General features: G+C 42.0%; 20 protein-coding genes and 1 pseudogene. 6 read left to right on the top strand and 15 right to left on the bottom strand.

From position 1 onward, the window contains the following. Positions 1–94: 94 nt before the first annotated feature. Positions 95–1,138, bottom strand: a complete 1,044-nt coding sequence (locus C8322_RS13050; protein ID WP_004809329.1) for a methionine synthase — start codon at positions 1,136–1,138, stop codon at positions 95–97. Between the two features lie 42 nt (positions 1,139–1,180). Beyond that, a complete protein-coding gene (locus C8322_RS13045) occupies positions 1,181–2,179 on the bottom strand; it encodes a putative oxygenase MesX (RefSeq protein ID WP_004809332.1) in 999 nt (332 codons plus the stop codon). 242 nt (positions 2,180–2,421) lie between these two features. On the opposite strand from C8322_RS13045, the gene C8322_RS13040 reads away from it, so the two are divergent. Beyond that, positions 2,422–3,120 carry a DUF1826 domain-containing protein gene (locus tag C8322_RS13040; RefSeq protein WP_004809334.1) on the top strand — a complete coding sequence of 233 codons (699 nt, stop codon included), beginning with the start codon at positions 2,422–2,424 and terminating at the stop codon, positions 3,118–3,120. Between the two features lie 501 nt (positions 3,121–3,621). Here the strand turns inward: C8322_RS13040 and C8322_RS13035 are convergent. The 3 genes from C8322_RS13035 to C8322_RS13025 all read right to left on the bottom strand — a co-directional run bounded on the left by C8322_RS13035 (position 3,622) and on the right by C8322_RS13025 (position 7,719). Beyond that, positions 3,622–4,947: a PQQ-dependent sugar dehydrogenase gene (locus C8322_RS13035; protein ID WP_004809336.1), complete on the bottom strand. Its 1,326-nt coding sequence runs from the start codon at positions 4,945–4,947 to the stop codon at positions 3,622–3,624. 187 nt (positions 4,948–5,134) lie between these two features. Next, a complete protein-coding gene (locus C8322_RS13030) occupies positions 5,135–6,859 on the bottom strand; it encodes a bifunctional protein-serine/threonine kinase/phosphatase (protein WP_111810767.1) in 1,725 nt (574 codons plus the stop codon). A 50-nt stretch (positions 6,860–6,909) separates the two neighbouring features. Next, positions 6,910–7,719, bottom strand: a complete 810-nt coding sequence (locus tag C8322_RS13025) for a formate/nitrite transporter family protein (protein WP_000323725.1) — start codon at positions 7,717–7,719, stop codon at positions 6,910–6,912. Positions 7,720–8,003: 284 nt separating this feature from the next. Between C8322_RS13025 and cynS the strand changes: the two genes are divergently transcribed. Beyond that, entirely contained in the window at positions 8,004–8,453 is a 450-nt protein-coding gene (gene cynS, locus C8322_RS13020; RefSeq protein WP_004809340.1) for a cyanase, read from the top strand. Between the two features lie 79 nt (positions 8,454–8,532). On the opposite strand, the gene C8322_RS13015 is transcribed toward cynS, so the two are convergent. The 8 genes from C8322_RS13015 to C8322_RS12980 form a co-directional block, all read right to left on the bottom strand. After that, a complete protein-coding gene (locus C8322_RS13015; protein WP_004809342.1) occupies positions 8,533–9,216 on the bottom strand; it encodes a metallophosphoesterase in 684 nt (227 codons plus the stop codon). Between the two features lie 119 nt (positions 9,217–9,335). Further along, entirely contained in the window at positions 9,336–10,721 is a 1,386-nt protein-coding gene (locus tag C8322_RS13010; RefSeq protein ID WP_004809343.1) for an amidohydrolase family protein, read from the bottom strand. Between the two features lie 32 nt (positions 10,722–10,753). Then, positions 10,754–11,674, bottom strand: coding sequence for an ABC transporter permease (locus C8322_RS13005; RefSeq protein WP_004809345.1), 921 nt, complete (start codon positions 11,672–11,674; stop codon positions 10,754–10,756). 21 nt (positions 11,675–11,695) lie between these two features. Further along, complete coding sequence (locus C8322_RS13000) at positions 11,696–12,793, bottom strand: ABC transporter permease (protein WP_004809347.1); 1,098 nt, start codon at positions 12,791–12,793, stop codon at positions 11,696–11,698. Positions 12,794–12,834: 41 nt separating this feature from the next. After that, entirely contained in the window at positions 12,835–14,439 is a 1,605-nt protein-coding gene (locus C8322_RS12995; protein ID WP_416224415.1) for an ABC transporter ATP-binding protein, read from the bottom strand. Positions 14,440–14,544: 105 nt separating this feature from the next. Beyond that, positions 14,545–15,636 (bottom strand): BMP family ABC transporter substrate-binding protein, encoded by a 1,092-nt coding sequence (locus C8322_RS12990; protein ID WP_004809354.1) that lies wholly within the window; start codon positions 15,634–15,636, stop codon positions 14,545–14,547. Between the two features lie 327 nt (positions 15,637–15,963). Next, positions 15,964–16,449, bottom strand: coding sequence for a nucleoside deaminase (locus tag C8322_RS12985; protein ID WP_004809355.1), 486 nt, complete (start codon positions 16,447–16,449; stop codon positions 15,964–15,966). 120 nt (positions 16,450–16,569) lie between these two features. After that, positions 16,570–17,625 (bottom strand): aromatic ring-hydroxylating oxygenase subunit alpha, encoded by a 1,056-nt coding sequence (locus C8322_RS12980; RefSeq protein ID WP_004809356.1) that lies wholly within the window; start codon positions 17,623–17,625, stop codon positions 16,570–16,572. Positions 17,626–17,893: 268 nt separating this feature from the next. On the opposite strand from C8322_RS12980, the gene C8322_RS12975 reads away from it, so the two are divergent. Together C8322_RS12975 and C8322_RS12970 are read left to right on the top strand one after the other, a co-directional pair. After that, positions 17,894–18,823 carry a LysR family transcriptional regulator gene (locus tag C8322_RS12975; protein ID WP_034423925.1) on the top strand — a complete coding sequence of 310 codons (930 nt, stop codon included), beginning with the start codon at positions 17,894–17,896 and terminating at the stop codon, positions 18,821–18,823. Between the two features lie 192 nt (positions 18,824–19,015). Beyond that, positions 19,016–20,068: pseudogene (locus C8322_RS12970) on the top strand (Rieske 2Fe-2S domain-containing protein). 112 nt (positions 20,069–20,180) lie between these two features. On the opposite strand, the gene C8322_RS12965 reads toward C8322_RS12970, so the two are convergent. Continuing rightward, positions 20,181–21,098, bottom strand: a complete 918-nt coding sequence (locus C8322_RS12965) for a LysR family transcriptional regulator (protein WP_004809359.1) — start codon at positions 21,096–21,098, stop codon at positions 20,181–20,183. Positions 21,099–21,258: 160 nt separating this feature from the next. After that, a complete protein-coding gene (locus C8322_RS12960) occupies positions 21,259–22,050 on the bottom strand; it encodes a CocE/NonD family hydrolase (protein WP_004809360.1) in 792 nt (263 codons plus the stop codon). A 526-nt stretch (positions 22,051–22,576) separates the two neighbouring features. Between C8322_RS12960 and otsB the strand changes: the two genes are divergently transcribed. Both otsB and C8322_RS12945 read left to right on the top strand, forming a co-directional pair. After that, entirely contained in the window at positions 22,577–23,464 is an 888-nt protein-coding gene (gene otsB, locus C8322_RS12950; protein WP_004809361.1) for a trehalose-phosphatase, read from the top strand. After that, a complete protein-coding gene (locus tag C8322_RS12945) occupies positions 23,431–24,861 on the top strand; it encodes a trehalose-6-phosphate synthase (RefSeq protein WP_004809362.1) in 1,431 nt (476 codons plus the stop codon). The genes otsB and C8322_RS12945 overlap by 34 nt, the downstream gene beginning before the upstream one ends. The last annotated feature ends 28 nt before the right edge of the window (positions 24,862–24,889 follow it).

Raw genomic sequence — 24,889 nt, 5'->3', positions numbered from 1 at the left:
TTTTGTCTCAAATGTATATGTAACCTGCCTTTACTCAAAGTCAGGCAAATAATTTATGGATCATTTACCCTCCTCTGGTGAAGACCATTTCCTGCTAAGCGCCCAGCTCTTGACGAACAATCGCAGCCCCTGCACTTAGTGCTTCGAGTTTGCCCCGAGCCACTTGACGAGACAACGGTGTCATCCCACAGTTGGTTGATGGATACAGTTTGTCTGCATCCACAAATTGCAATGCTTTACGCAGTGTATTGGCAACTTCTTCAGGCGTTTCGATTTGATTAGTCGCCACATCAATCGCACCGACCATGACTTTTTTACCCCGAATCAGCTCAATCAGCTCCATCGGCACACGTGAGTTTTGACACTCAAGCGATACAATATCAATTTTTGATTGTTGCAGTTTAGGGAAGGCTGCTTCGTACTGACGCCATTCATTACCGAGGGTCTTTTTCCAATCGGTATTGGCTTTAATGCCATAACCATAGCAAATGTGTACCGCAGTTTCACATTTCAGACCTTCAAGCGCACGCTCTAAAGTCGCGACGCCCCAATCATTCACTTCATCAAAAAACACATTAAATGCTGGCTCATCAAACTGAATGATATCGACCCCTGCTGCCTCTAATTCAAGTGCTTCCTGGTTCAGAATTTTGGCAAATTCCCATGCTAGTTTTTCACGGCTCTTGTAGTGACCATCATACAAAGTATCAATCATGGTCATTGGACCAGGCAGTGCCCATTTGATCGGCTGCGTGGTTTGGCTACGCAAAAATTTTGCATCATCCACGAACACTGCTTTTTTACGGGAAACTTCACCGACTACTGAAGGTACGCTGGCATCATAACGGTTACGGATACGCATGGTTTCACGTTTCTCAAAATCCACCCCTTCAAGATGCTCAATAAACGTGGTCACAAAGTGCTGACGGGTCTGTTCACCATCACTGACAATATCAATGCCAGCATGAACTTGTTCATGCAAAGACAGTTTTAAGGCATCACGTTTCGCTTCTAGTAATTCTGCACCTTCGAGTTTCCAAGCTGACCAGAGCTTTTCAGGTTCTGCCAGCCAGGACGGTTTTGGCAAGCTGCCTGCTGTAGAGGTCGGGAGTAACTTTTCAGGTTGTAAAAGTGCCATGTCTAATCTTCTTTCTCTAAATTCGTTTATATATGTGATCTATCAGGCAGCGTTGTCTTGCTGAGCCGTTGCTACTTTAAAATTGGCAGCCCACTCATCCAGAATGTCTTTATACGGCTTAATGAAGTTTTCCTCGGTCCATTTACCCTGTTTGACTGCCAATTCACCCCGTTCAACACGGTCATAGACAATGCGGGTCAATGAATAGTCGCCATAGCTCAAGCTAGGCTGATACACCACACCTGCAGGTGAATTGGTGTTGTAAATTTCAGGACGATAGATTTTCTGGAAGCTTTCCATGGTGCTGATCGCACTGATCAGTTCAAAATCCGTGTAATCATGCAGCAAGTCACCCGCAAAATAGAATGCCAACGGCGCATTGCTATTTTCAGGTTTAAAGTAGCGAACACTTAAGCCCATTTTTTTAAAATATTCATCGGTACGTGAGTAGTCGTCATTGGTGTATTCCACGCCTAGAACAGGATGCACATTGGCACTGCGGTAGTAGGTTTTCGTAGTGGAAACACTCAGACAAATCACAGGTTGTTTATTAAATTCAGCTTTAAAGACTGCTGAATTCACAAGATGCTGGTACAGCTTGCCGTGCAGGTCACCAAAATCTTCAGGTTTTTCATTGGCTTTACAGCCGAGTGATGGCAATACCACACTGAAGTCATAATCACGTACATAAGATGAGAAGCTATTCCCGATCATGCCTTCAATGCGTTCATTGCTATGATGGTCGATAATGGTACTTTTCAAGGTTTCAATAAAAGGAAAGGTTTGACCATTGCCCTCAATATCAATTTCAGCAGAGATGATATCGATCTCCAGTGAATAACGATCACCTCTAGGATTATCGGCCGTTGCCAAGCTGTTAAAGCGGTTGTTAATCATCGCAAGTGTACGACGAAGATTCTCCTGACGGCTTTTACCACGTGCCAGATTGGCAAAGTTGGTGGTTAAACGTGTATTGTTTGCTGGTTCATAGTTCTCATCAAAACGAATACGTTTAATTGAACATTGGAATGCTGTACTCATGGAGATATGCCACCTAAATTTTTATAAAAAAAGCAAATTGCTGTATGGCTGTATTTAAGCGCGAATCCAAACATGAGTAAAACGATATAAATTCAGTAAAAGATGAGTTAAATTCATCTTACCGAGTGGACTGTACAAATTAGGGAAATTAAGATTCTAGTTTATGTTGCCGATCATTATTTATTTCTAAACATCAAAGTGTATTATTGAGCACGATTTATAAGTAGTGACTTCATTCTGAAATGACCAATACCCTTTCTGGCAATCCTCAAGTTCGAGTGGTTTCAACTTTTTCTGAACTCGTATATTCGGATTTTCTGGGCAAGGCGAATGCCATCTGCTGGTCTAGAAATTTGTCTGGTGATTTTAATGAAATCGTTGCTAAACTTGATTTAAAAGAAAATATGACTGAAGTTTCTGTTAAAGATCTTTTGGCGCTTCAGCTTTCTGAACAGGGTCATGTGGCTAGAGAGATCATATTAAAAGATATGCAGCTATTGACTGACTACGGCGCTTCTCCTTGCCTGAATTTGCTGAAATGCTATGAACGGGACGACGAGTTTGATTTTATTTCGACCGATGTCTATTCCTATCATGTGGATCGCTCCCCTATCGAAACGGATACATTTTTATGCACCTATCACGGTGCTGCAAGTGAGATTTTGCCCAATGACCAGGTTGAGCAAAAAATCTTGATTCCTGAAATCAGGGAGCAACTCAAGCAGTTACATGACGGACCAGAAACTGAGTTTGAGATGTTCCTGGAAGAATATTTCTTCGATCTGCATTATCGGGCTAAAGCTGATGCAAAGCCTGTTAATTTAGGCACGGGAAATCTCTGGCGACTCGCTGTTGATCATCCAGCAGAGCAAGTTTTACCCTGTGTGCATAGAGCTCCTGTTGAAAATGATGGAGAATATAGATTGCTATTAATCTGTTAAATTGGCTTCTTAGAAGAGCTCAATTATGGTCATTGGGTCAAGCAATGATACCTAAAGGGTATATATCGTATTAATTGTTTTTTAATAAAAAACATTAAAATACATTGGTTTAAGTGCATTATAAGTAAATATATTTACAAGAATTTTCATATAATGTTTTATTTTGTATAAAAGTGTTATTTTTTGTAGGAAATTGCTTACACAAATTAGAGTAATTACCCTATTTTCTATCGTCAAAATTTTTGACATTATATTTCACATAAAGAGTCAGCAAGGAAAGCTGATAATAATCGCATTATAACGATAATAAAGTCGCCAAGACAGCGAACTTACCAGGATAGTAAGTGATAAAAGAAGAGACTACAGCCGCTAAGCCTTATAGTTTTGGGAGAGACTATAAGGCTTTTATTTTTCTGAATATTTTCCCAAGTAAAACTATAGCATACTGGTATTTAAGTTTTTGAATATAAACATCAATATTTCTATCCCTTTTCTTGCTGATTAACGGACCTGTTCATCTGATGACACACGCCAAATCGTATCTCCTACATCATCAGCAACCAATATTGCGCCTGATAAATCTACTGTTACACCCACTGGCCTTCCTAGTGCCTCTCCATTTTTGCTTAAAAAGCCTGTCAGGACATCTTGTGGGGTACCGGAAGGCTGACCATTACTAAATGGTACAAAAATTACTTTATAGCCACTATGTGGTTTCCTGTTCCAAGAACCATGCTGACCAATTAGTGCACCGCCGCGATATTGAGGCATTAACTCAGCTTTATAAAAACTCAAACCTAATGATGCCGTGTGGTTGCCTAATGCATAATCCGGTTTAATCGCCCGTGCTACCAGTCCGGGATTTTGTGGTTTTACCCGTGTATCTACATGTTGACCATAATAACTATAAGGCCAGCCATAAAAAGCGCCGTCTTTCACTGAGGTCATATAGTCAGGTACCAAATCATTCCCGATTTCATCCCGCTCATTGACTACCGTCCATAATGCTCCACTTTGAGGCTGCCAATCCATGCCATTAGGATTACGTAAGCCAGTTGCAAATGGACGTGCCTTAGAACTGGCCATATCAAATTCCATGATCAGAGCTCGTCCTTTTTCTTGGTCTAGGCCATTTTCAGCTACATTACTGTTGGAGCCAACTGTAATGTAGAGTTTGGTTCCTTCAGGATTGGCAATCACGTTTTTGGTCCAATGATGGTTTAAGGGACCTGCCGGTAAAGCCAATACTTTGCGACCACTTTCTTTGATTTGAGTGATACCTGGCTGATAAGGAAAACCTACTAAAGCATCTGTATTCGCTACATATAGTGTATTTCCAACTAGGGTCATGCCAAATGGTGAGTTTAAATTCTGCAAAAATACTGTTTTCTGATCAGTAACGCCGTCATGGTTATTATCACGAAGTAGACTAATACGATTAGGACTTGGATGAGAAGATCCCGCCCTTTTCATGACCATTTTCATGATTTTACCCTTAATCCCCTGACTATCTTCAGGCTTGGGCGGCGCATCGGTTTCCGCCACCAATACATCTCCATTCGGCAGAACATAGAGCCAACGTGGATGCTGAAGACCTTTGGCAAATGCCTGCACTTTTAATCCCGCAGCCGGTGTAGGCATGGTATTTACCGGCCAACCTTTGGCTGGTGCGATATTAACGACAGGGAACAAACTGGATTTGGGTTCAGGCAGCTCAGGTTGAGAACCATAACTGTCTGTAATCGGAGACTTGGATGACGATGTACATCCAGCGAATGCCAATATCATGGCAGTACTCAGGATAGACGATAAAATTTGAGCAGACATTTTGGTTCCCTGCTTTTTTGTTGTTATCTGCTTATCTTAGAAGTCTGTTCAAATGACAACTATAGGGTTCTTGTTTTATCTGGTTGTTGATTGATTGCTGTGCTTTTGACATTTAACCTTATGGTCTAGTTTGAATAAAAACTTATCTATATCCCTCTAATTTTAAGCATGGTTTGATCCTGTCTTTTCAAATAAATGGCCATGCAATACTCAGTAAAAATAATAGCCCTAATACGGCGCAACTCATTTGCCAAAAACGTAAAGGATCACGTTCAATGATTGCTGGTGGTTTAGAGTTTAATAATTCTTTGGAAGGATGCGTTAGATTATGAATGAGTTCAGACAAAGCCTCAAAACGATGTGTCGGTTCAATACTCAGCGCTTGGCCTAAAATTTTATCTAACCATATAGGTAAATCAGGCCGATATTTCCTGATGGAATGATATTGAACTTTTTTAAGCTGCTTTAAACTGTTACAGCGAGCTAAATCTGTCCCATAAGGTAATTGTTTGGTCAGTAAATAATAGGCCATGACCGCCAAAGAAAATTGGTCTGAATGTACAGATGGCGAATGATCAATAAAATACTCCGGTGCCATAAATGCCAAGGTTCCGAGTGCTCGATTCGCATTTTTAGGATTAATTTCGACCAGACCTCTTACTGCTGTTGAACCATAATCAATCAGTTTAATTTTCATGGCACTTTCTGCATTTAAAACCATGATGTTCTTTGGCCGTATATCCTGATGCAGCATCTCCAGCCGATGCATCGCATTTAAAGCCAAGGCCGTTTGTTGCAAAATTGGTAAAATCTCATCGAGATTTAAAGGCTTTTCCTGGCGATGCAGCCATTGGGCCAAGGTTTCACCCTGCAAATATTCATAACATTGGAATAAATATTGTTTCTCTGTGTTATGTGGATAACACTGCATCAGGTTGTCATGTTTCAGACGTTTCGATACCCAATCTTCGAGTTGAAACTGCTCTACGGCATGCTTATCTTGCTGTAAATCTACTCCCAAAGTTTTTATGACCAAAGGCTGCTGCTGAGTATCGTGTGCCAAATACAGGCAACTGCGATGATTTTGGTGCAAAATCTTATCAATCACATAACCTTCAAAAACTTCACCTTTACTGAGCTGTTGTGGAAATACATAATCCTGCTGAATATGAAACTGATTCAGTTCAGGCAGCTGTTCTACACGGATCACCTGGAGACTTAAGTTATCATCACTGCCCTGTTCTAAGGCTTTTTCAACTAATGCTTTGGCAAGTTGATTTAAATCTGCATCTATTAAAGTTAAATCTAATAATTGTTGATCTGTGACAAATTCATAGACCCCATCGGTCATCAGTAAAAAAATATCTTTTTCTTTGAGCTCAATATTTCGATAATCAATTTCAATACGATAATCTGCACCTAAGGCTCGGCTGAGATAATGCTCTCTGGATGACAACCAGACACGATGATCATGGGTCAGTAATTCAATTTCATGATCGCGAATGCGGTAAATACGACTATCACCAACATGAAAAATATGGGCTTGTTGCTGTTTTAAAATCAGTGCAGATAAGGTACAGACATAACCTCGGTCTTTATCAAAACGTCCTTGACTTTGTTGAGTCTGTGCATAAAGCCATGAATTGGTCGCGCGGATCACCCGTTCTGCTGAAGTCTGTGTACTCCAGGCATCTGAAGTAGAATAATAGTCAGATAAAAAACTGCCAACGGCGGTTTCTGCTGCAAGATGACTGACATTACTGCTACCGATTCCATCCGCTATAACACAGGCAATACCTTTCTGTTTCAGCACATGTCCTTCGGACAGATATACTCCATGGAAATCCTGGTTCTGTTGTTTAATTCCGGCAGTAGAATATTGCCCAATACTGACTTTTAATGTTTTTTTCATGCTGAAAGCTCAAAAGGGATCTATACGATCCCTTTATAAAATGGTGAATATTAAAATTCTTTTTTAACACCAGTACGGACATGGGTGGTATAAAGTGCCAGACCTGTTAATGCCAAACCACCCACCAGATTACCCAAAGCAACCGGCAATTCATTCCATAGGAAGTAGTCAGCAATCGAGAAGTCACCGCCCATCATCATGGCAAATGGAAACAGGAACATGTTCACTACAGAATGCTCAAAGCCCATGGCAAAGAACAGCATAATTGGCATCCACATGGCAATGAATTTGCCACTCACCGTAGTAGACATCATCGCGCCAATGACACCTAATGACACCATCCAGTTACACAGCATGCCACGGATAAAAATAGTCATCCAGCCGGCGAATCCGTATTCGGCATAACCTAATGTCCGCTCCTCACCAATATGCGCAATTTTCACGCCGACAGGGTTTGGATCCGCTGCAAAACCCATGGTATAAACCGCTGCCATGAGCACCGCAACGACTAAACAGCCTGTAAAGTTCCCTACAAACACCAAGCCCCAGTTTTTTAGAATACGTCCCCATGTCACCCCTGGGCGTTTATCTAGCCATGCCAGCGGCGTAAGTACAAACACCCCAGTTAACAGGTCATAGCCCAATAAATACAACATACAAAAACCAACTGGAAACAGAAGCGCACCAATTAGTGCTGATCCTGTTTGCACGGCTATGGTAATGGCAAATACCGCTGCCAGCGCCAAAATCGCACCTGCCATAAAGGCACGAATCAATACATCACGGGTTGCCATATGTAATTTGGATTCACCCGCATCTACCACTTTTTTTGCAAACTCTGCAGGAGCAAGATATGCCATGTCATCGTCCTCATTTTTAATATCTGGACCTGTTTTTAAACAAAAAGACGCCTAAGGTCTTTGAAACCTTAGGCGTCGTTGCCTTAAATATCAGAACAGGTAATTTTGTTATGGCGCCATTGCCATGCTTGTTATAAATGAAGCAAAAGCTGTGCCATAAATTATTTAAAAATCATTCAATTTTTTGCACTCTATTTAAAATTAATTTGGTCCTCTAGTTGGCATGAGAACTGCATTAATGAAAATTCATATAAATGTATTTCAAAAATAACCTGGAGATTTTTATGATTACCCATCGTCAACAAGTAACTGACATGATCATTTCAGCGAAAGTTTTAAAGTCAATTAAATGGGCAGATGTCGCCAAGGAAATTGGTCTTTCTAAAGAATGGGTAACGGCTGCCTGCCTGGGACAAATGGCATTTAATAAGCAACAGGCAGAGAAAATTGGTCAGATTTTTGACCTTAGTGATGAGGCGGTGGCATGGCTGCAAATTGTACCTTATAAAGGCTCTTTGCCAACCAGTGTGCCTACGGATCCTTTAATTTACCGTTGGTATGAAGTGGTGAATGTATATGGTTCGACTATTAAAGAGCTGATCCATGAAGAATTTGGTGATGGCATTATGAGTGCCATCGACTTCAGCATGGATATTCAGCGTGAGGAAAACCCGAACGGTGACCGGGTAGATGTCGTATTGTCTGGCAAGTTTTTACCTTATAAAACCTATTAATTAATCGTTTAATCAAGCCATCATATTGATGGCTTTTTATTTCTTCGTAAGGAGATCTTTTATACTACCGCCCTTATCCTCATTTAATTTTGACAATACACAGCTTCTGCGTATAAGAGGAACCGATATCAATATAGTGACAGTTATCAATCCGGATATGTTTTTTCACAATGGTATGCCCTAAATAGATCTCATCAATGTTTTTAACGGTTCCATAGCGCTTGGAATGATGCCGGATACGGCCTCTTCCCCATAACGCATTAGTATAAGCTGAAGTTAAACCCGGAATTTTTCGTTCGCCTTTGGCAATGTTTGTCTTAAACTGATTCCAGTCATGGATATCAATATCCGCATGCAAAATGCCAATCTTTTTATCTTCAAGTTGAATTTCAATGACCAATGGAAGCTGAGAGAAGATTTCGCTGAGTTCATCCTGTTTTTCGGTGGACAACAGATAGAACCATTCGCCACCATTTCGTGCATGCATATCCTGAACCCATACATCATCACGCCCTTTGATGCACATTTCCTCGTGATTGCCTCGGACGCTCGAGAACCATGGCTGATCTAATAAAGAAATACATTCCAGATTTTCACTGCCTCGATCCACTAGATCACCGGTACATATCAGCAAATCTTGCTCAAAATTAAACCGGATTTTTTCCAATTCTTGCATCAGAAGGCGATAGCAACCATGCAGATCTCCGACCACATAAATGGCAGCATAATCTGCTCCTCGAATATTTCTGCTTAGCGTCATCATGATATGTGGAATCTTTGAAATCACTAAAATAGGACGATGCGATTAGGATAGGTATACAGGTTTAAATTTGGGTTACTGGTTTATACAGTCTGCAATATAGCTCATTGCTAAGCTAGTATTTATTCAGTTTCCTCAGCTGAATTTCGATTTAATTCATTGATAGCTTTACCTTTGTGTGCCATCCATGCATCACGTCGTTTAAAGAGTAAAGGTGTAACCCGATTGACTTCATCGATTAAACTTTGTAGATCTGCATTCAGCAATTGCCCACCTTCAGTGACAATTTTACCGCCAACCATGGTCATAATGACATCCTGTCCCTGAACAGCATGTACAAGATTAGTATATAAATTAAATAATCGGCCTTCATCCACCAGCGGCGTCATACGTGGGGTCGCAATATCTACAGCAATAATGTCAGCTAGCTTCCCCACTTGCAGGCTACCAATCTGATCCTGCATGCCCAATGCCTTTGCACCTAAGCAGGTGGCCATCTGGCAAACAGACCATGCATCTAGGGCTGCTGCATCCAAAGAAGAAAACTTGGCCAATAAAGAAGCCGTCTTCATTTCCTCAAACATATCCAGATTGTTATTTTCTTTTTCTCCATCTGTGCCTAAACCGACAGCAATCCCCTGTTTGAGCATATCCAGTACAGGCGCAGCACCTGAGGCCAGTTTCATGTTTGAAACTGGATTATGGGCAACTCCAACATTGTGTTCTTTCAAAATTTGAATTTCATTAGAATCTGCCCACACACAATGTGCAAGTAAGGTATGTGGCAAATCTAAAAGACCCAGCTGTTCCAGTGTCTGGATTGGACGTACACCATGACGGCGCAAGTTTTCCTGGACATCAAACTGGCTTTCATTGCTATGGGTGTGAAAACCGGTCTGATAATCCTGGCATAAGCTTTGAATACGTTTGAGTGCATGAGGTTCAGCATAAAACAGATGTTCTAAGCCCACCCAGACCTGAATTTGGCCATGACTTTGCTGATGCCAACGATTAATCAGGGCTTCATTCGTTTTTAGGGTTTCAAAATAGTCATGATCAGGGTGCTCGGCGACATAAGGTACCAAGATAGCACGGATACCAAGCTGTTGTGCGGCTTCTGCACTACCATCCATGTAGCGCCACATATCGACAATGGTCGTGGTACCGGATAATAATGCTTCTGCATAACACAAATACGAGGCAGCCTTGGCATCTTCAGGTTGAAGCACACGATGCATTGGATCAATAAACTGTTCCAGCCAATCCCATACTGGCAGTCCTTCAGCAGTGCCTCTTAATAGTCCGGAATGACAGTGCGTATTGATTAAGCCTGGCATTAATAGGGCTTCAGGATAATCACGCACGATGACATTGGGATATTTTTGGGTAAGTTCGGTCTTGGTTCCTATGGCCTTGATTCGGTCTCCCTCAATCAATATCGCCCCATTTTTGATGCATTCATTTTGACTATTCATGGTCAGCACATAGGCTGCTGCTAATATTTTCATTTTGTTCTATATCATCTTTTTAATTGATAGGTTTAAGGCACAAACGTTTTGCCTAATGACGCTGGCAGATTCATCTTCAAAAGTTTCTTGTCTCGGGAAATTACGACTAGTACTACAATCGTCGCCAGATAAGGCAGAGCTGCTAAAAACTCATTGGGTACTTTGATCCCCAATGCCTGCGCATGAAACTGCAGGATGGTCACACCACCGAACAGATAAGCACCCAGCATCAGTCGGGATGGTTTCCAGACAGCAAAGACCACCAGAGCAATTGCAATCCAGCCCCGACCTGCGACCATATTTTCAATCCACATTGGGGTATATACAGTAGATAAGAATGCTCCCCCAATACCTGCCATCAAGCCGCCAAACAGGACGGCGCCGTAGCGAATAGCCAGTACGTGGTAACCCATGGCATGTGCACTTTCAGGTGACTCTCCTACTGCTTTTAACAGCAAGCCCAGACGGGTTTTTGCCAATACAAACCACACAGCAAAAAATGCCAGTATGGACAGATAGACCACATAGTTTTGCTGAAACAGGATTGGACCAATGAAGGGAATATCTGCCAGTACAGGTATATTCCAGCTACTTAAACCCGGTAAAGCCATGCTGACATAGTTCTGACCTAAAAATGCAGAAATACCCAGCCCAAAAATAGTTAAAGCCAAACCACAGGCCGACTGATTAGTACTAAGTGATAAGGTGAAGAAAGCAAAGATCAATGCCATCAGCATACCTGCCAGCCCACCGATCAATAAGGCACTAAATACACTGGCTTCATATTGGGCAGCAAAGGCAAAACCGGCAATGGCACCGACCAGCATCATGCCTTCTACGCCTAAATTAATTACCCCAGTGCGCTGTGACACCAACTCACCTAAACCGGCAAAGATTAGAGGCGTTGCTGCGGCGATTGTGCCGGCTAGAATTGCGGTCATTTCTATAGCCATATTGTTTTTCCTCCGATCTTGTTAAGCATTTGCCGAAGCAGGTTCAGCTGTAGGCACTACACGTTTTTTGGCAAAGCGGTAACGGTTTTCAATCAAGGCATCCGATCCCAACAGGAAAAACAGCAGCAAGCCTTGGAATATCCCGGTAATTGCGACCGGAAGCTGTAATTGCATTTGTGCCATTTCCCCACCGAGATAAATCAATGCCATTAACGATCCGGAAAGTACGATACCAATCGGATTCAGACGACCCAGATAAGCGACAATAATTGCGGCATAGCCATAACCCGGTGACAGGCTCGGATTCAGCTGACCGATTGGGCCTGCTACTTCACATATCCCGGCAATCCCCGCCATCATTCCGGAAATCACCAGACTCAGCCAGATCGCTTTGGAAGATGAGAAACCAGCATATTTAGCAGCTAGAGGTGCTTGTCCGCTGACTTCCAGTTTAAAAGCAGTCATACTTTTACGCATAAAGAGCCAGAACAGAAGCACAGCCACAGCGATGATAAAGATTGAAGCATTAACCCGTGTTCCTTCCAGAATCATCGGTAAGGTTGCACTTTCACTAAACATGACAGTTTGCGGAAAATTCATGCCCTCTGAATCACGCCAAGGACCATTGACCAGATAGAGCAATACAAACAGTGCGACATAGTTCATCATCAAGGTGGTCAGAGTTTCTTCGGCATTAAAATGGGTTTTCAGTAATGCAGGAATTGCGCCCCATAAGGCACCGCCAATTGCACCCATAAAAATCATAAGAGGTAAAATCCACCAACCTGCCTGTTCATGGAACAGCAGTGCGATACCACCACCAAAAATGGCACCCATGATCAGCTGACCTTCGGCACCGATATTGAACAGTTTGGCACGAAACCCAACAGCTAAACCCAGGGCAATCAGAATCAAAGGACCTGCTTTAACGGCCAACTCGCTCCAGCCATAGGAGGTCATCAGCGGTTCAATAAAAAATACATACATGGCCTGTGCAGGGCTAATCCCCAGCATCAAAAATAAAATACTGCCAACGACCAGCATGGCTGCCAGAGCAATGACTGGTGACAGCCATTTCATCAGTTGTGACGGATGTTCACGTGGTTCGAGTAAATGCATGTGCTCATCCTCCCCAGATCATTTGTTGTTCTAATAAAGTCTTAAGCATGAGCGTGTTGCTCCTCTGCCGTGGTCGAGGTCGCTTCATGGCGTTGAATGCCAGACATGAGTAAGCCAATACTTTCTGCATTGGTTTGCTGGGTTGGAACTGGATTCGACAGCTCGCCATTGGCGAGTACACAAATGAGATCGCTCATCTCAAACAGTTCTTCGAGTTCTTCGGAAATCACCAAAATACCGACCCCTTGACGTGACAGATCGATCAGCGTCTGGCGGATAAACATGGAAGCACCTACATCTACGCCCCATGTGGGCTGAGCCACAATCAGGAATTTTGGCTTCTGCAGAATTTCACGGCCGACAATAAATTTTTGCAAATTCCCACCCGATAAAGAACGGGCTTCTGCGTTCGCACCACTGGCCTTAACCCCAAATTTTTTGATAATTTTTTCAGCAAAAGTCTGGATATCTGAGAATTTAATCAAGCCCCAACGGGTGAATTTCTGACGATAGGCGGTCAATAGCGCATTTTGAGCCAATGTCATATTGGGGACGGCACCACGACCTAAACGTTCTTCCGGTACAAACCCAAGTCCCACATTACGCCGCTGGCCAGCAGTTAATGCAGTAATCTCCTGTTGTTCCAGATAAAGCCTGCCGGTTTTGGTCAGCGCTTCGCCGGACAATAAAGACAGCAGTTCGGCCTGTCCATTTCCGGAAATACCGGCAATACCGACAATTTCACCTGCCTGAACGCTAAGATTGATATTTTGTAAGGACACACCAAAAGGATCATCAGACTGATAGCCAAGATTTTCAACCTGAAAACAGGTTTCTGGTATACCCTGATATTCTGCGCGTATATAAGTGGGTAAATCGCGGCCAATCATCAGGCGGGCCAAATCACTGGTCGATTTTTCTCGTGGATCGACGTTTCCGGTGACTTGTCCATTACGAAAAATCGTGGCTTCATCACAGAGTTCTTTAATTTCATGCAGCTTATGACTGATATATAAAATAGAAACTCCCTGAGATGCCAGCATGCGCAGAGTTTTAAATAACTGCCGTACCGCTTGGGGTGTCAAAACTGAAGTCGGCTCATCCAGGATAATCAGCGCTGGATGTTGTAACAGGCAACGAATAATTTCTACACGCTGCCGCTCACCTACCGATAAGGAATGAACTTCCCTTCGCGGATCGACAGGTAAACCATACTGTTCAGAAACGGCAATAATTTTCTTGCTCAGGTTCGGTAAATCTACTTTTTCATCCAGTCCCAATAGAATATTTTCAGCAACAGTTAGGGTTTCAAACAGGGAAAAATGTTGATAGACCATGCCGATCCCGAGTTTTCTCGCCATTGATGGACTGTCTATTCGGACTTCTTTACCATTCCACAGAATTTGTCCCTGATTGGCTTTGAGTGCACCATAAATAATTTTCATCAGGGTGCTTTTCCCAGCACCATTTTCACCCAAGATGGCGTGGATCTGTCCAGGGTATACAGTCAAATGAATCTGGTCATTTGCCTTGAGTGAGTTGTAGCTTTTACAGATATTGACCAGCTCCAGTCGCGGAATATCCTTGCCTGAACCTGTATTCATCTTGGGCATAGGTGTAGACAGATCATGTGTTGGATTCATCATAAGTGCCCTGATTTATGCGGCTGGTTGATTCATCTGCCTTTTGCTAAAGGCCAGATGAATCATGAGCCTGTGTTTAGAATGATGTGATGGCTGTTATTTTGTTTTTTATTTCGGAAGTGAACCTTCTACACCTTTTACGTAGTAGTTCATTTTGCTCAAGGTGGCATCATCCAGTGTTTTACCTTTAGCAATGACCATTGAACCATCCTGTTTATAGAGCGGGCCAGTAAATGGGTGCAAGGTACCTTTCAGGATCGCATCCCGAACAGCAAGTGCTTTCTTTTTCTCACCTGCGGTTACCATTGGTCCGAAGCTCTCAATATCGACTGCTTTCTGTTTTACCCCATACCACAGTGCACTTGGCTTCCATGTTTTATTGCTGACCTGAGTCATCACTGGGGTGTAGATTTTTTCCCAATGGAGTACCGAAGCCGCCAGATGGGCTTTAGGACCGAATTTGCTCATGTCCGAGTCCCAGCCAAATGCATAGACCCCTTTCTGTTCAGCTGCCTGAACGACTGCTGGAGAATCAGTATTTTGCATCAACACATCGGCACCTTGAGCAATCAATGCCAATGCAGCATCCCGTTCCTTGCCTGGGTTAAACCATGAATTGACCCAGATCACTTTGGTTTTCACTTTTGGATTCACGCTTTGTGCACCCAGAGTATAAGCATTGATGTTGCGCACCACTTCAGGAATCGGGAATGATGCCACGACACCTAAAACATTGTTTTTGGTTTTCTGTCCAGCAACCACACCGAGCATATAGGCACCCTCATAGGTACGAACGTCATATACGCCCAGATTTTTGCCTTGCTTATAACCAGTAGCGTGCATAAATACCGTATTCGGGAACTGCTTGGAGACTTTCTCCATGGCATTCATATAGCCAAATGAGGTGGCAAAAACGACTTTATTCCCCTGCTGCGCCAGGTTACGGATAACACGCTCTGCGTCGGCAGTTTCTGGAACATTTTCGATATAGGAGGTTTTATATTTGCCGGCCAGCGCTTTTTCAGTCTTGATCCGGCCCTGATCATGTGAATAGGTCCAGCCATGGTCACTGGTTGGGCCAATATATACAAATGCTGCTTTATCCTGTGCATGAGTCATTGATGCCGCCATCAGGCCACCCGCACACAGCATCCCCATCAGTGTTTTGAATCCGGTTTTAAAGGTCTTTTTTTCTTTCATTCTCTTCCGCTCTTTTTGTACTTGTGCCCCATGCACACTAATCAATAACTTTACTCAGATGAGTAAAATCGGTTCTTTTTATAATTAGCAATAACTATTCCAACTTGATTAAAAAATGATTTATTTGATTTATTTCTTTTAAAATAAAAGTAATTTTTTATTATTTTAATTTTTATTAATAAATAATTTTTTTAATATTAAATAAAATGAATTAAATAAGTGCATTTAATACAATTAAATGCTATCAAGATGTGCATTTATATTTAAAATAATTTATTTAAAAATAAAAAATCCCATTCTTAAAATGGGATTTTCTTCTAAAAAGGCTTATCTGCTTTGCCAGAACTGCTGTTGTAAACTGACCGTTTCAGCTTCAATCCCAGGCACTGGTCCAATCAACTCAATCTCCTTTTGTCCATGGCTAAAGATATAGTGTGAGCTGACACTCATCGTTGGGTTTTCCTGATGATTACCGGTACATTCAAGTAAATGTCCTTCCGAAATACCATAAACTACACGGCCTATATTGGCCCAATAGATGGTTCCAGCACACATACAGCAAGGTTCTACTGCCGTATAAAGCGTACATTGCCATAAATAATCTGCTGGATAATTGGTCGCAGCAATACGGGCTAATGTTGATTCTGCATGATTGACCGTATCAATATTACATTGGGTGAGCAGCACCGTTTCATGATCTGGCGCCACCAGTACTGCTCCAAAAGGATGATGTCCCAGCTGGGTAGCACGCCGTCCCACGTCATTGGAAAGTCTTAAAAACTTTAATATCTGCTGATGATTTGGACAGCTCATTTATTTATACCAGAATAAATTTTAAATGATTGAATATTTAAATAGATTCTTTGCATTTTAAGAAAGTGTAATTTATTTAAATATAGTCCCCGCTTATTAAATAAAATCTACTGGTTTATTTTAAACAATATAACGTTTACTTAATCCCCATTCTGCCAATATACGTCGATAAGTTGTTGATGAGCGATCTGCTTCAAAATGTGCTTCCATGGAAATATCCAGTGGCAGCTCTTCCGGTTTTTGACTTTCTACCAGTTCCTGATCTTCAGCAAAGATCTGTGCATTAAAATCATAAACTGCCTGTAAATCGCCAGTGGTATCAAAATTTCGGGTTAATGGTACAAAGAGTCTGGTTTGGTTGTGTGACACTGGGCAGCAGGCATTCAGGATTTTAAGAATGCCTTCATTTGGAAAATGTACAGTTAATATGGCGGAAAATGGTGGATAGACATCAAACACGCGTTTCCATAAAAATCCTTCAGGTGCCAGATGCTGCATGCCATGAGGATAATTGCTGACATTACTGACATATTCAGTATGCAGACCATATGGCGTACGTTCGGTATTGTATTTCGGCACCACCGGATTATCACGATCGGCAAAAGCATTGTGATGTACCCAGGCAAAATGCGCGACATCAATAAAACCTTCTAACTGACGACCACTCGAACCGGCAATATCCACAAATGGCGGTAAAATAGATTGATGTTCTGCGGTATCCCAGGTATCTAGTACCGGGAAATTGGCAGCAATTTCATTCCGGCTAAACAGGCTGGTCCAGATCAGACCGTATTTTTCTACGACTGGAAATTTTGTGAGCGAGAAACGGTCTGAGATTTTAGTCAACTCGGGTTGCGCTGGGATTTTGATACATTTTCCCTGTTCGTTGTATTGCAGCCCATGATAGGGACAGACAATATTTTCCCCAGAAACCCAGCCCTTGCTCAGTGGTACACCACGATGCGGACAGATATCGCGTACCAGATGAATGACGCCGCTTTCAGTTTTATAAATTGCCAGTTTGACATCCAGCAAAGTCACTTGCTGTGGCTTTTCGTTCACGTCCTGAATACGTGCAACCGGATACCAATGATGCGCCAGAATCTCCCAATCCTGATCATCAAACTGGCTGTAGCATGGCTTGCTAAATACATTGATCATTGGAATAGCGTTCATATCAAACCTTTTTTCTGCAAAATCCTGAATATTTTTAATCCCCTGAAACGTGGCTTGTGCTGGCTAGCGTTCCAGTTATTTACAATTGAAATTACTTGTTTTTTTACTTTTTCGTCTATTAGAATGTTTCGTATAAATCATTCTAAAAATTAGAACAGTACCTTGTAATACTTGCTTGGCTTGGACCTTAGCTGCCTGATTTGGCATAAAACTCGCATAAAGCTTTTATTGAATTTTAAGTACAGGTGAAACAGGCTTGAGTAAATTGATAAATACCCCGTTTTCACGCTTTTCTGATTACTTTATTGCAGTGGCGAAAAGTCGCAGTTTACGCAAGGCTGCGGATCAGTTGTTTATTTCGGTATCTGCAGTTCACCGGCAAATCGCCCTGGCTGAAGAAGAGCTAGGTATTGACCTGTTTGAACGTTTGCCCAACGGACTGAAGTTAACTTTAGCGGGTGAAATGCTATATGCCGATATTCTAAAATGGCAAAAGGAGTTTCAGCAGACCTGTATCCGCTTTGATGAAATTCAGGGACTCAAACGTGGCAGTATCGAATTTGGATTAATTTCTGCCTTGAGCGAAGGCTTTGTAATGCAGTCACTACAGCATATGTATGCGCAGTATCCTTGGATCAATTTCAATATACGGGTGGCAGACAGTGAAGTGATTGCCCGAAAAATTATCGATACCGAACTGGATTTCGGGCTGATTCTTAATCCCAAAGCCCATCATCAGCTGGAAGTACTGCATTTTCTGGAATTGCCTTTGGGCTTTGTCATGTCCAAACAGCATCCCCTAGCTGAGGCTGAACGAATCTATTTTTCAGATACCTTGGATGACAATCATTTTATTGCAGCAGAGCCGCTAATCATTCATGACTATGTACAGGCCATGTACAAACATCACAAATTCATTCCGGCACGCAAAACGGAATCTAATGATATCCGCCTGATGAACAGCATGATCAAGGCCAATACCGGTATTGGCATCTTGAGTTATCTGGATGTCTTCCCGGAACTGCAACGCGATGAACTGATCTTTAAACTGATTACGGAAAAAGGTGTACGGCCTTTGACCATTGCCCTTTGTGTGGCGCCAAAACGTCAGATTTCACGAGCCTCCCAGCTAATGATCAAGCATATTATTGAACAGATGGAACAATTAAAAAGTCAGATTTCTCAGCAAGCAGCCTAATAAATGATTTGTGATGTCTATCTTTTCCGTAAAGACGCGTTAATTCTCAAAATATGCTCACATATAAAAGAGAATGATCTTCAAATGGTAAAGAGTGTTCTAATTTTCTCAATACCTCATACGGATTTCTCTAATTTCGGTGAATGGGCTGTTGATCTATATTCAATCGAATATCACCGATTTGAGGCAATCATGAATAGTAAAACCATCCTCACGCATCAGCCTGACTTACCTGTTCATATGACATTTTCAGAACATGACTGGCATCTGTTAGCGCAATACTGGTATCCGGTAGCCTTGGCACGCGAAGTCTCTGAACAGCCAATCGGGACCATGTTGCTGGATATGCCCTTGGTAATTTATAAAATGGGGGATGAAATTATTGTGGCGCGAGATACCTGTCCACATCGAGGGGTTGCTTTAAGTCTGGGAAAAAATGATGGACAAGGTGTGGTTTGTCCTTATCACGGTCTACGCTTTGGATCAGGTGGAAAATGTAATCGTATCCCGGCCCATCCGCAGCAAAAAATCTCTGAGCGTTTCAATCTAAAAACCTATGCCGCCGTAGAAAAATATGGTCTGATCTGGTGCTCACTGCTGGCAGATAAACAGGCTGAGGCAAATATTCCGCAAATGCCTTATTGGGACGAAGCAGATTACCAGCAACTGGTTTGCCCGAAAGTTGATATTCAGTGTTTTGCCGGTCGGCAGCTAGAAGGTTTTATTGATGTCGCACATTTTGCCTGGGTACATCCAGATACTTTTGGCGATCCGGATAATTCAGAAGTACCCGATTATCAAACCTATGAAACCGATGATGGTTTTGCTGCTGACTATATCAGTACCGTTGGACGCTATCCGATCGGGCTGGATCAGCGCGGTGCAAAAGACTTTAAATGGCTACGCCATTTTGAAATCAGTGTACCCTTTACCGCGACCTTGACCATTCATTTTCCCAATGATGCCAAATAGGTCATTATGAATGCAGCTTCGCCTATGACAGCACGTACTACGCGGCTGTTTGCACCCATCTGCCGGAATTATGACAAAGACCTGCCAGTTGAAGATGCTTATGACTTTAACCTGAAAATTTTTGAAGAAGATCGTTTAATCGTCGAAAACCAGAAACCTGAATATCTGCCTTTAGACTTGTCTTTAGAAGCACATTTCCCGGCAGATCGCAGTTCCAGCATGTACCGGAAATTGCTGCGTAAGCATGGATTCAGTCCTTTATTTGCAGCTTGAGTTGAAATGAAAGGCTCTGATTTTGGCGGGATTATTTTCAAGCTTTCAGTTTGAACAGTGGATCAGAGTCTTTCTTGAATAACACATACTTTCAAAGAAATGGTAACAAGCGTTAATCATAATATGCCTCTCTTTTCTTGGAGAACCGTTCTAACTGCTTCAGGAACCCTTCAAAATAATCTTTCTGTTTTTCTTCAGTGCGATAGCCTGCAAATAAAGTACGGCGTAATCCTTCAGGTGCGACGCAATCCAGACGGCGGGAGCTTACCCAGCCTTTCTGCTCATATTCATTTACGACCCAGTCCGGCAATGCTGCAATTCCGCGTCCACTTGCCACCAGCTGAATCAACATCTGGGTTAAATCAGTTGTCCGGATCTGCTTTGGCAAGATATTGGCTGGAATAAACAGGCGTGACATGATGTCCAGGCGATGTTTATCCACCGGGTAAGTCACCAGTGTTTCTTCTGCCAGTTGCTGTACGCTAATCTCTTTGGCACGTACCAGTGGATGAGTATTGGAAAGTACCAAACGTGACTCATATTCAAAAATCGAAAAATACTCTATCCCTTTTAATGCAATCGGATCAGCAGTAATCAGCAAGTCAAACTCACCAGTTTGTAACAGCTCATGCGGATTGGCTTCAAAACCAGAGGCAAAATCTAAATCTACATCTGGATATTGGATGCGATATTGATTGAGTAAAGGCATCAGCCAGTCAAAGCAGCTATGGCACTCAGATGAGAAAATAATACGTCCCGTCTGTCCATAGACAATGCGAGTAATATCACTTTGGGCGATTTGTACCTGAGGCAATATTTCATCTGCCAGTTTAAGTAATCGCTGTCCAACATTGGAAAAGCTCACAGGCCGACTACGGCGATTTACGACTTCTACGCCAAACCATTGATCAATCTCACGCAATTGATGAGATAAGGCTGAAGGTGTAAGACACAAATCTCCTGCAGCGGCGACCAATGAACCATGTTCTCGTAAAGCAACTAAAGTTTTTAAATGACGAAGTTCTAACATGTCTTCCTGTAGAATTTTCATAAAGCATTTTCAATATGCTGATCATAAAGCATAAAATTTTTATCTGTTAGTTCTTTTCAGTTTTAAATAATAATAATGATATTTATTCAATTTGTATTTATAGCTACTAACATTCCCAAGAGATAATCCGACTTATATTTTAAAAGCTAATTTTGAAAACAAGAATGATTTGATGGTGAGGCTTTGCCTTCAGCAAATGCTGAATTTTATCCAGCCTTAGAGTAATACCATTCACCGGATCATTTTGAATCGCATCAACTGGTAATGCACCAAGCAAGCCAATCAGACTCATCCATAATGGAATAAAGTTGGGATTGAGTTGCCCGCCATTGAATAAAATATCACGGTAACCCTCACCAATTGGTACCATTGGAAATGCGGCTTTTACGGCTGGATGCTGGGTATACGCCCCCAGCAGGCTGGTAATACCTAGATAAGAAACACCATAGAGACCAATATTGCCATTTGACCATGACTGTTTGCTGGCCCAGTCAATAATTTCAAAACTGTCCTGCTGTTCAATGCTATCAAATGCCTGCCATCCCCCTTCTGAAGAACCGGTACCACGTACATCGGCAACTACTGTGGCATAACCATGACGTACAAATTCAGGATTCGGGCCGCCTGCCATATCCACAATCTGGCCTGCAAGACCTGTATCGTAGGCGGTCTGGATTAAAATCACTGGATGAGGTTTATAAACTGGCTGTTTGTTCTCATCAGCTGGCAAGGTAACACGAATTGCGATTTTGGTATCATCACGCATTTTGATCCACTGTACAGGCAAAGTGACCATATTGGGATAATCATAATCGCGAGTGTAATTGCTCCATTTTGCATCTGCATTTGTGAGTAATGGTCGTTGAACTTGACTTTCGAACTGTCGTGTTCCTAATTTAGTATTTTTTAATGTAATGGCAGATTGTGTCATGCCTGTAGAGTCAGTAAAAGATTGTGGTTCTAGGTAACTTAAATCTGAAGTGAATTGCTGGGGGGAGAGTTTTATTGACCACAACTACGGTCACTGCAACCACAGTGACCGTCGCTGCCATGGCAGCATAAAATTTATTGAGAGCTTCATTGCTTATATCCGAATTATTATGATGATGCATTCCTCGATCAATGAACCATGCATTTTTATCTATGTTCATAGTTTTTATTAAGTTTGATTTGACGAAATGATTTCCTTCTCTCTGTTTTTCCTTTTAGATCACTTCTTAACACTGCATTTATAAACTGACAATGCTCCTTGTCTGTTATAAAAATTCTTATACAAAACTATGCTTATTCATATCTTGATAGATTTTAGAAATTTCTGATTGAGAAAAAATTTTATAGAAATGTGATTTTCAAGACATTTTTACAAGATATTGCAACGTTACAGTAGATAGGTGAAATGTATTATTCATTATAGGAATAAGCAGATCCCAGATCTTGACATGTTATAAAAATAATCAATGCATCAAGAGACTGTAATTTATTACACCCTAACAATGAAAACTACAAATGCTGTTCTAGATTCTATTTATCCCGAGATAGCGAAAAAGCTGGATCGGAGAGCTAAATATAATTCCTTACCCTGTATTTTATTTTTAGACATTGACGGTACACTTTCAGAATTTCATCCAGATCCCGAACAGAGTTTTATCCCCTCTTCTACCCTAAATAATATTGCACAAATCCAGCAATTTTTACCTTTATATCTGGTTACTGGACGTTCTATCGAGCAAGCACAACGACTGATTCAGCCTTATCGCTGGAATATTATTGGATCACATGGCGTAGAGCTGCTACAGCAAGACGGTATAGGTCGAAAACTTTTTTATATCAATCACAAAGAACTTGAACAGCTCAAATCTAGTGTACTTGAGCAGCAGCATAAATGGCAGCCGATCCGGGTAGAAACTAAAACCCATTCAGTTGCCCTGCATTTCCGTGAACATCCTGAATATGCAGATCAGGCAAAAGCCATTATTGATAATTATCTTAAACAATTTACAAGTTTTGAATTAAAAAGCGGCAAATGTGTCTATGAACTGGTTCCCCACGGTTGCAATAAAGGTGCGGCAATCCAGCATATTTTAGAGGATCTTGAAGCTGAGCAGTTTTACCCCATTTTCATTGGGGATGATTTAACGGATGAAGCTGGTTTTCACATCATTAATGACTATGGAGGTATGTCAATCAAAGTTGGCCCAGGAGAAAGCGCAGCCAAAGCTCGTTTAAACGACGTGGCAGATGTCGGTTTTTTCTTACATGAATTTTTAACATCACTAAAAGCGTTAAAACAAGAAATGAAAGGAGAAAAAACGTGTCCCGACTCATTGTATTATCCAACCGTGTAACATTACCGAACCCGAATGCCACTCAGGCAGGTGGTCTTGCGGTTGCTCTGGAAGATGCCCTAAATGGTATAGGCGGCATCTGGATGGGATGGAATGGCAAAAAGACGGCATATAGGCAGAATTCCTTTGACGTACTGAAAGATCAGCAGATTGAATATCATACCTGTAGTTTCTCTGAAGCTGAATATCAGGGTTTTTACTGTGGTTTTGCGAATGGTGCACTATGGCCGCTAATGCATGACCAGAATCAATATATTGATTACTCAGATCAGGATTACCGGATCTATCAGGATGTCAATTTTAAGTTTGCCCGCCAGTTGCAGAAAATTATTGAACCGGGTGACATGATCTGGGTGCATGACTATCATTTCTTAAGTGTTGCACATTACTGCCGTCAGTTGGGCATGCGCAATCGTATCGGTTTCTTCCTGCATATTCCATTTCCAGAGACACAAAAATGGCAAGATCTAGCCTGCAGCCAGCATCTTGCAGCGCATCTGGCACAGTACGACCTGCTTGGCATGCAAACGCAGCAGGATCAGAGAAACTGTTATGATTTCCTGAAAACTACCTTGTCTCTAACTGCACATACCAACAATATTCTGCGTAATGGACAGCGTCAGGTAGAAGTAAAAGCTTATCCGATCAGTGTACATCCTGCTGCAATCCAGCGTCGTGCGGGACAACTCACTGATACTGAACTGCCATTTGATTTCAGTTCATCACCTGATGTTAAACATATCATTTCAGTAGACCGAATTGACTATAGCAAGGGCTTATTACAGAAGGTGGATGCGCTGCGTCAATGTTTCCAGGAAACTCCTGAAATGTTGTCGAAGATACGCCAGTTTCAGATTGCCTGTCCTTGCAGACTGGAAGTTCCGACCTATGCCAATCTGTATCGGGATTTAAAACGAGGTGTCGATCAGCTGAATCAGGATTTCTCTCATACAGATCAACCGGTCTTTGACTGTCATTATGATGCTTTAGGCCATCATGCCTTGATGCGTTTATATCGCAAGTCGGAAATCTGCTGGGTCAATTCGGTACGTGATGGCATGAATCTGGTAGCGAAGGAATATATTGCTGCTCAAGATCCAGAAAATCCGGGCATTTTGATTCTGTCCAAATATGCGGGTGCTGCTGAGCAGATGCGTGAAGCTTTACTGGTCGATCCTCATGATAATAACAGCATGATCAAAGCCTTAAAGCTGGCAGTAAAAATGCCAAAGTCTGAACGTATTGCACGTTATCAGGCGCTATTTCAAGGTCTGATGGACTATGACATAGTGCATTGGCGTGATTGTTTCTTAAAAGATCTTAAACACGTAAGTAGCCAGTATATTTACCAGCCACTTAGTAAGTCACCCTCTCACGATCTTTATTTACAGCATTAAATTGCTTTGATTTAAACAAAAAACACCA

The organism is Acinetobacter sp. SM1B, assembly GCF_003289665.1.
Taxonomy (GTDB): Bacteria; Pseudomonadota; Gammaproteobacteria; order Pseudomonadales; family Moraxellaceae; genus Acinetobacter; species Acinetobacter schindleri.
This window is presented reverse-complemented; position numbering and strand designations above follow the sequence as displayed.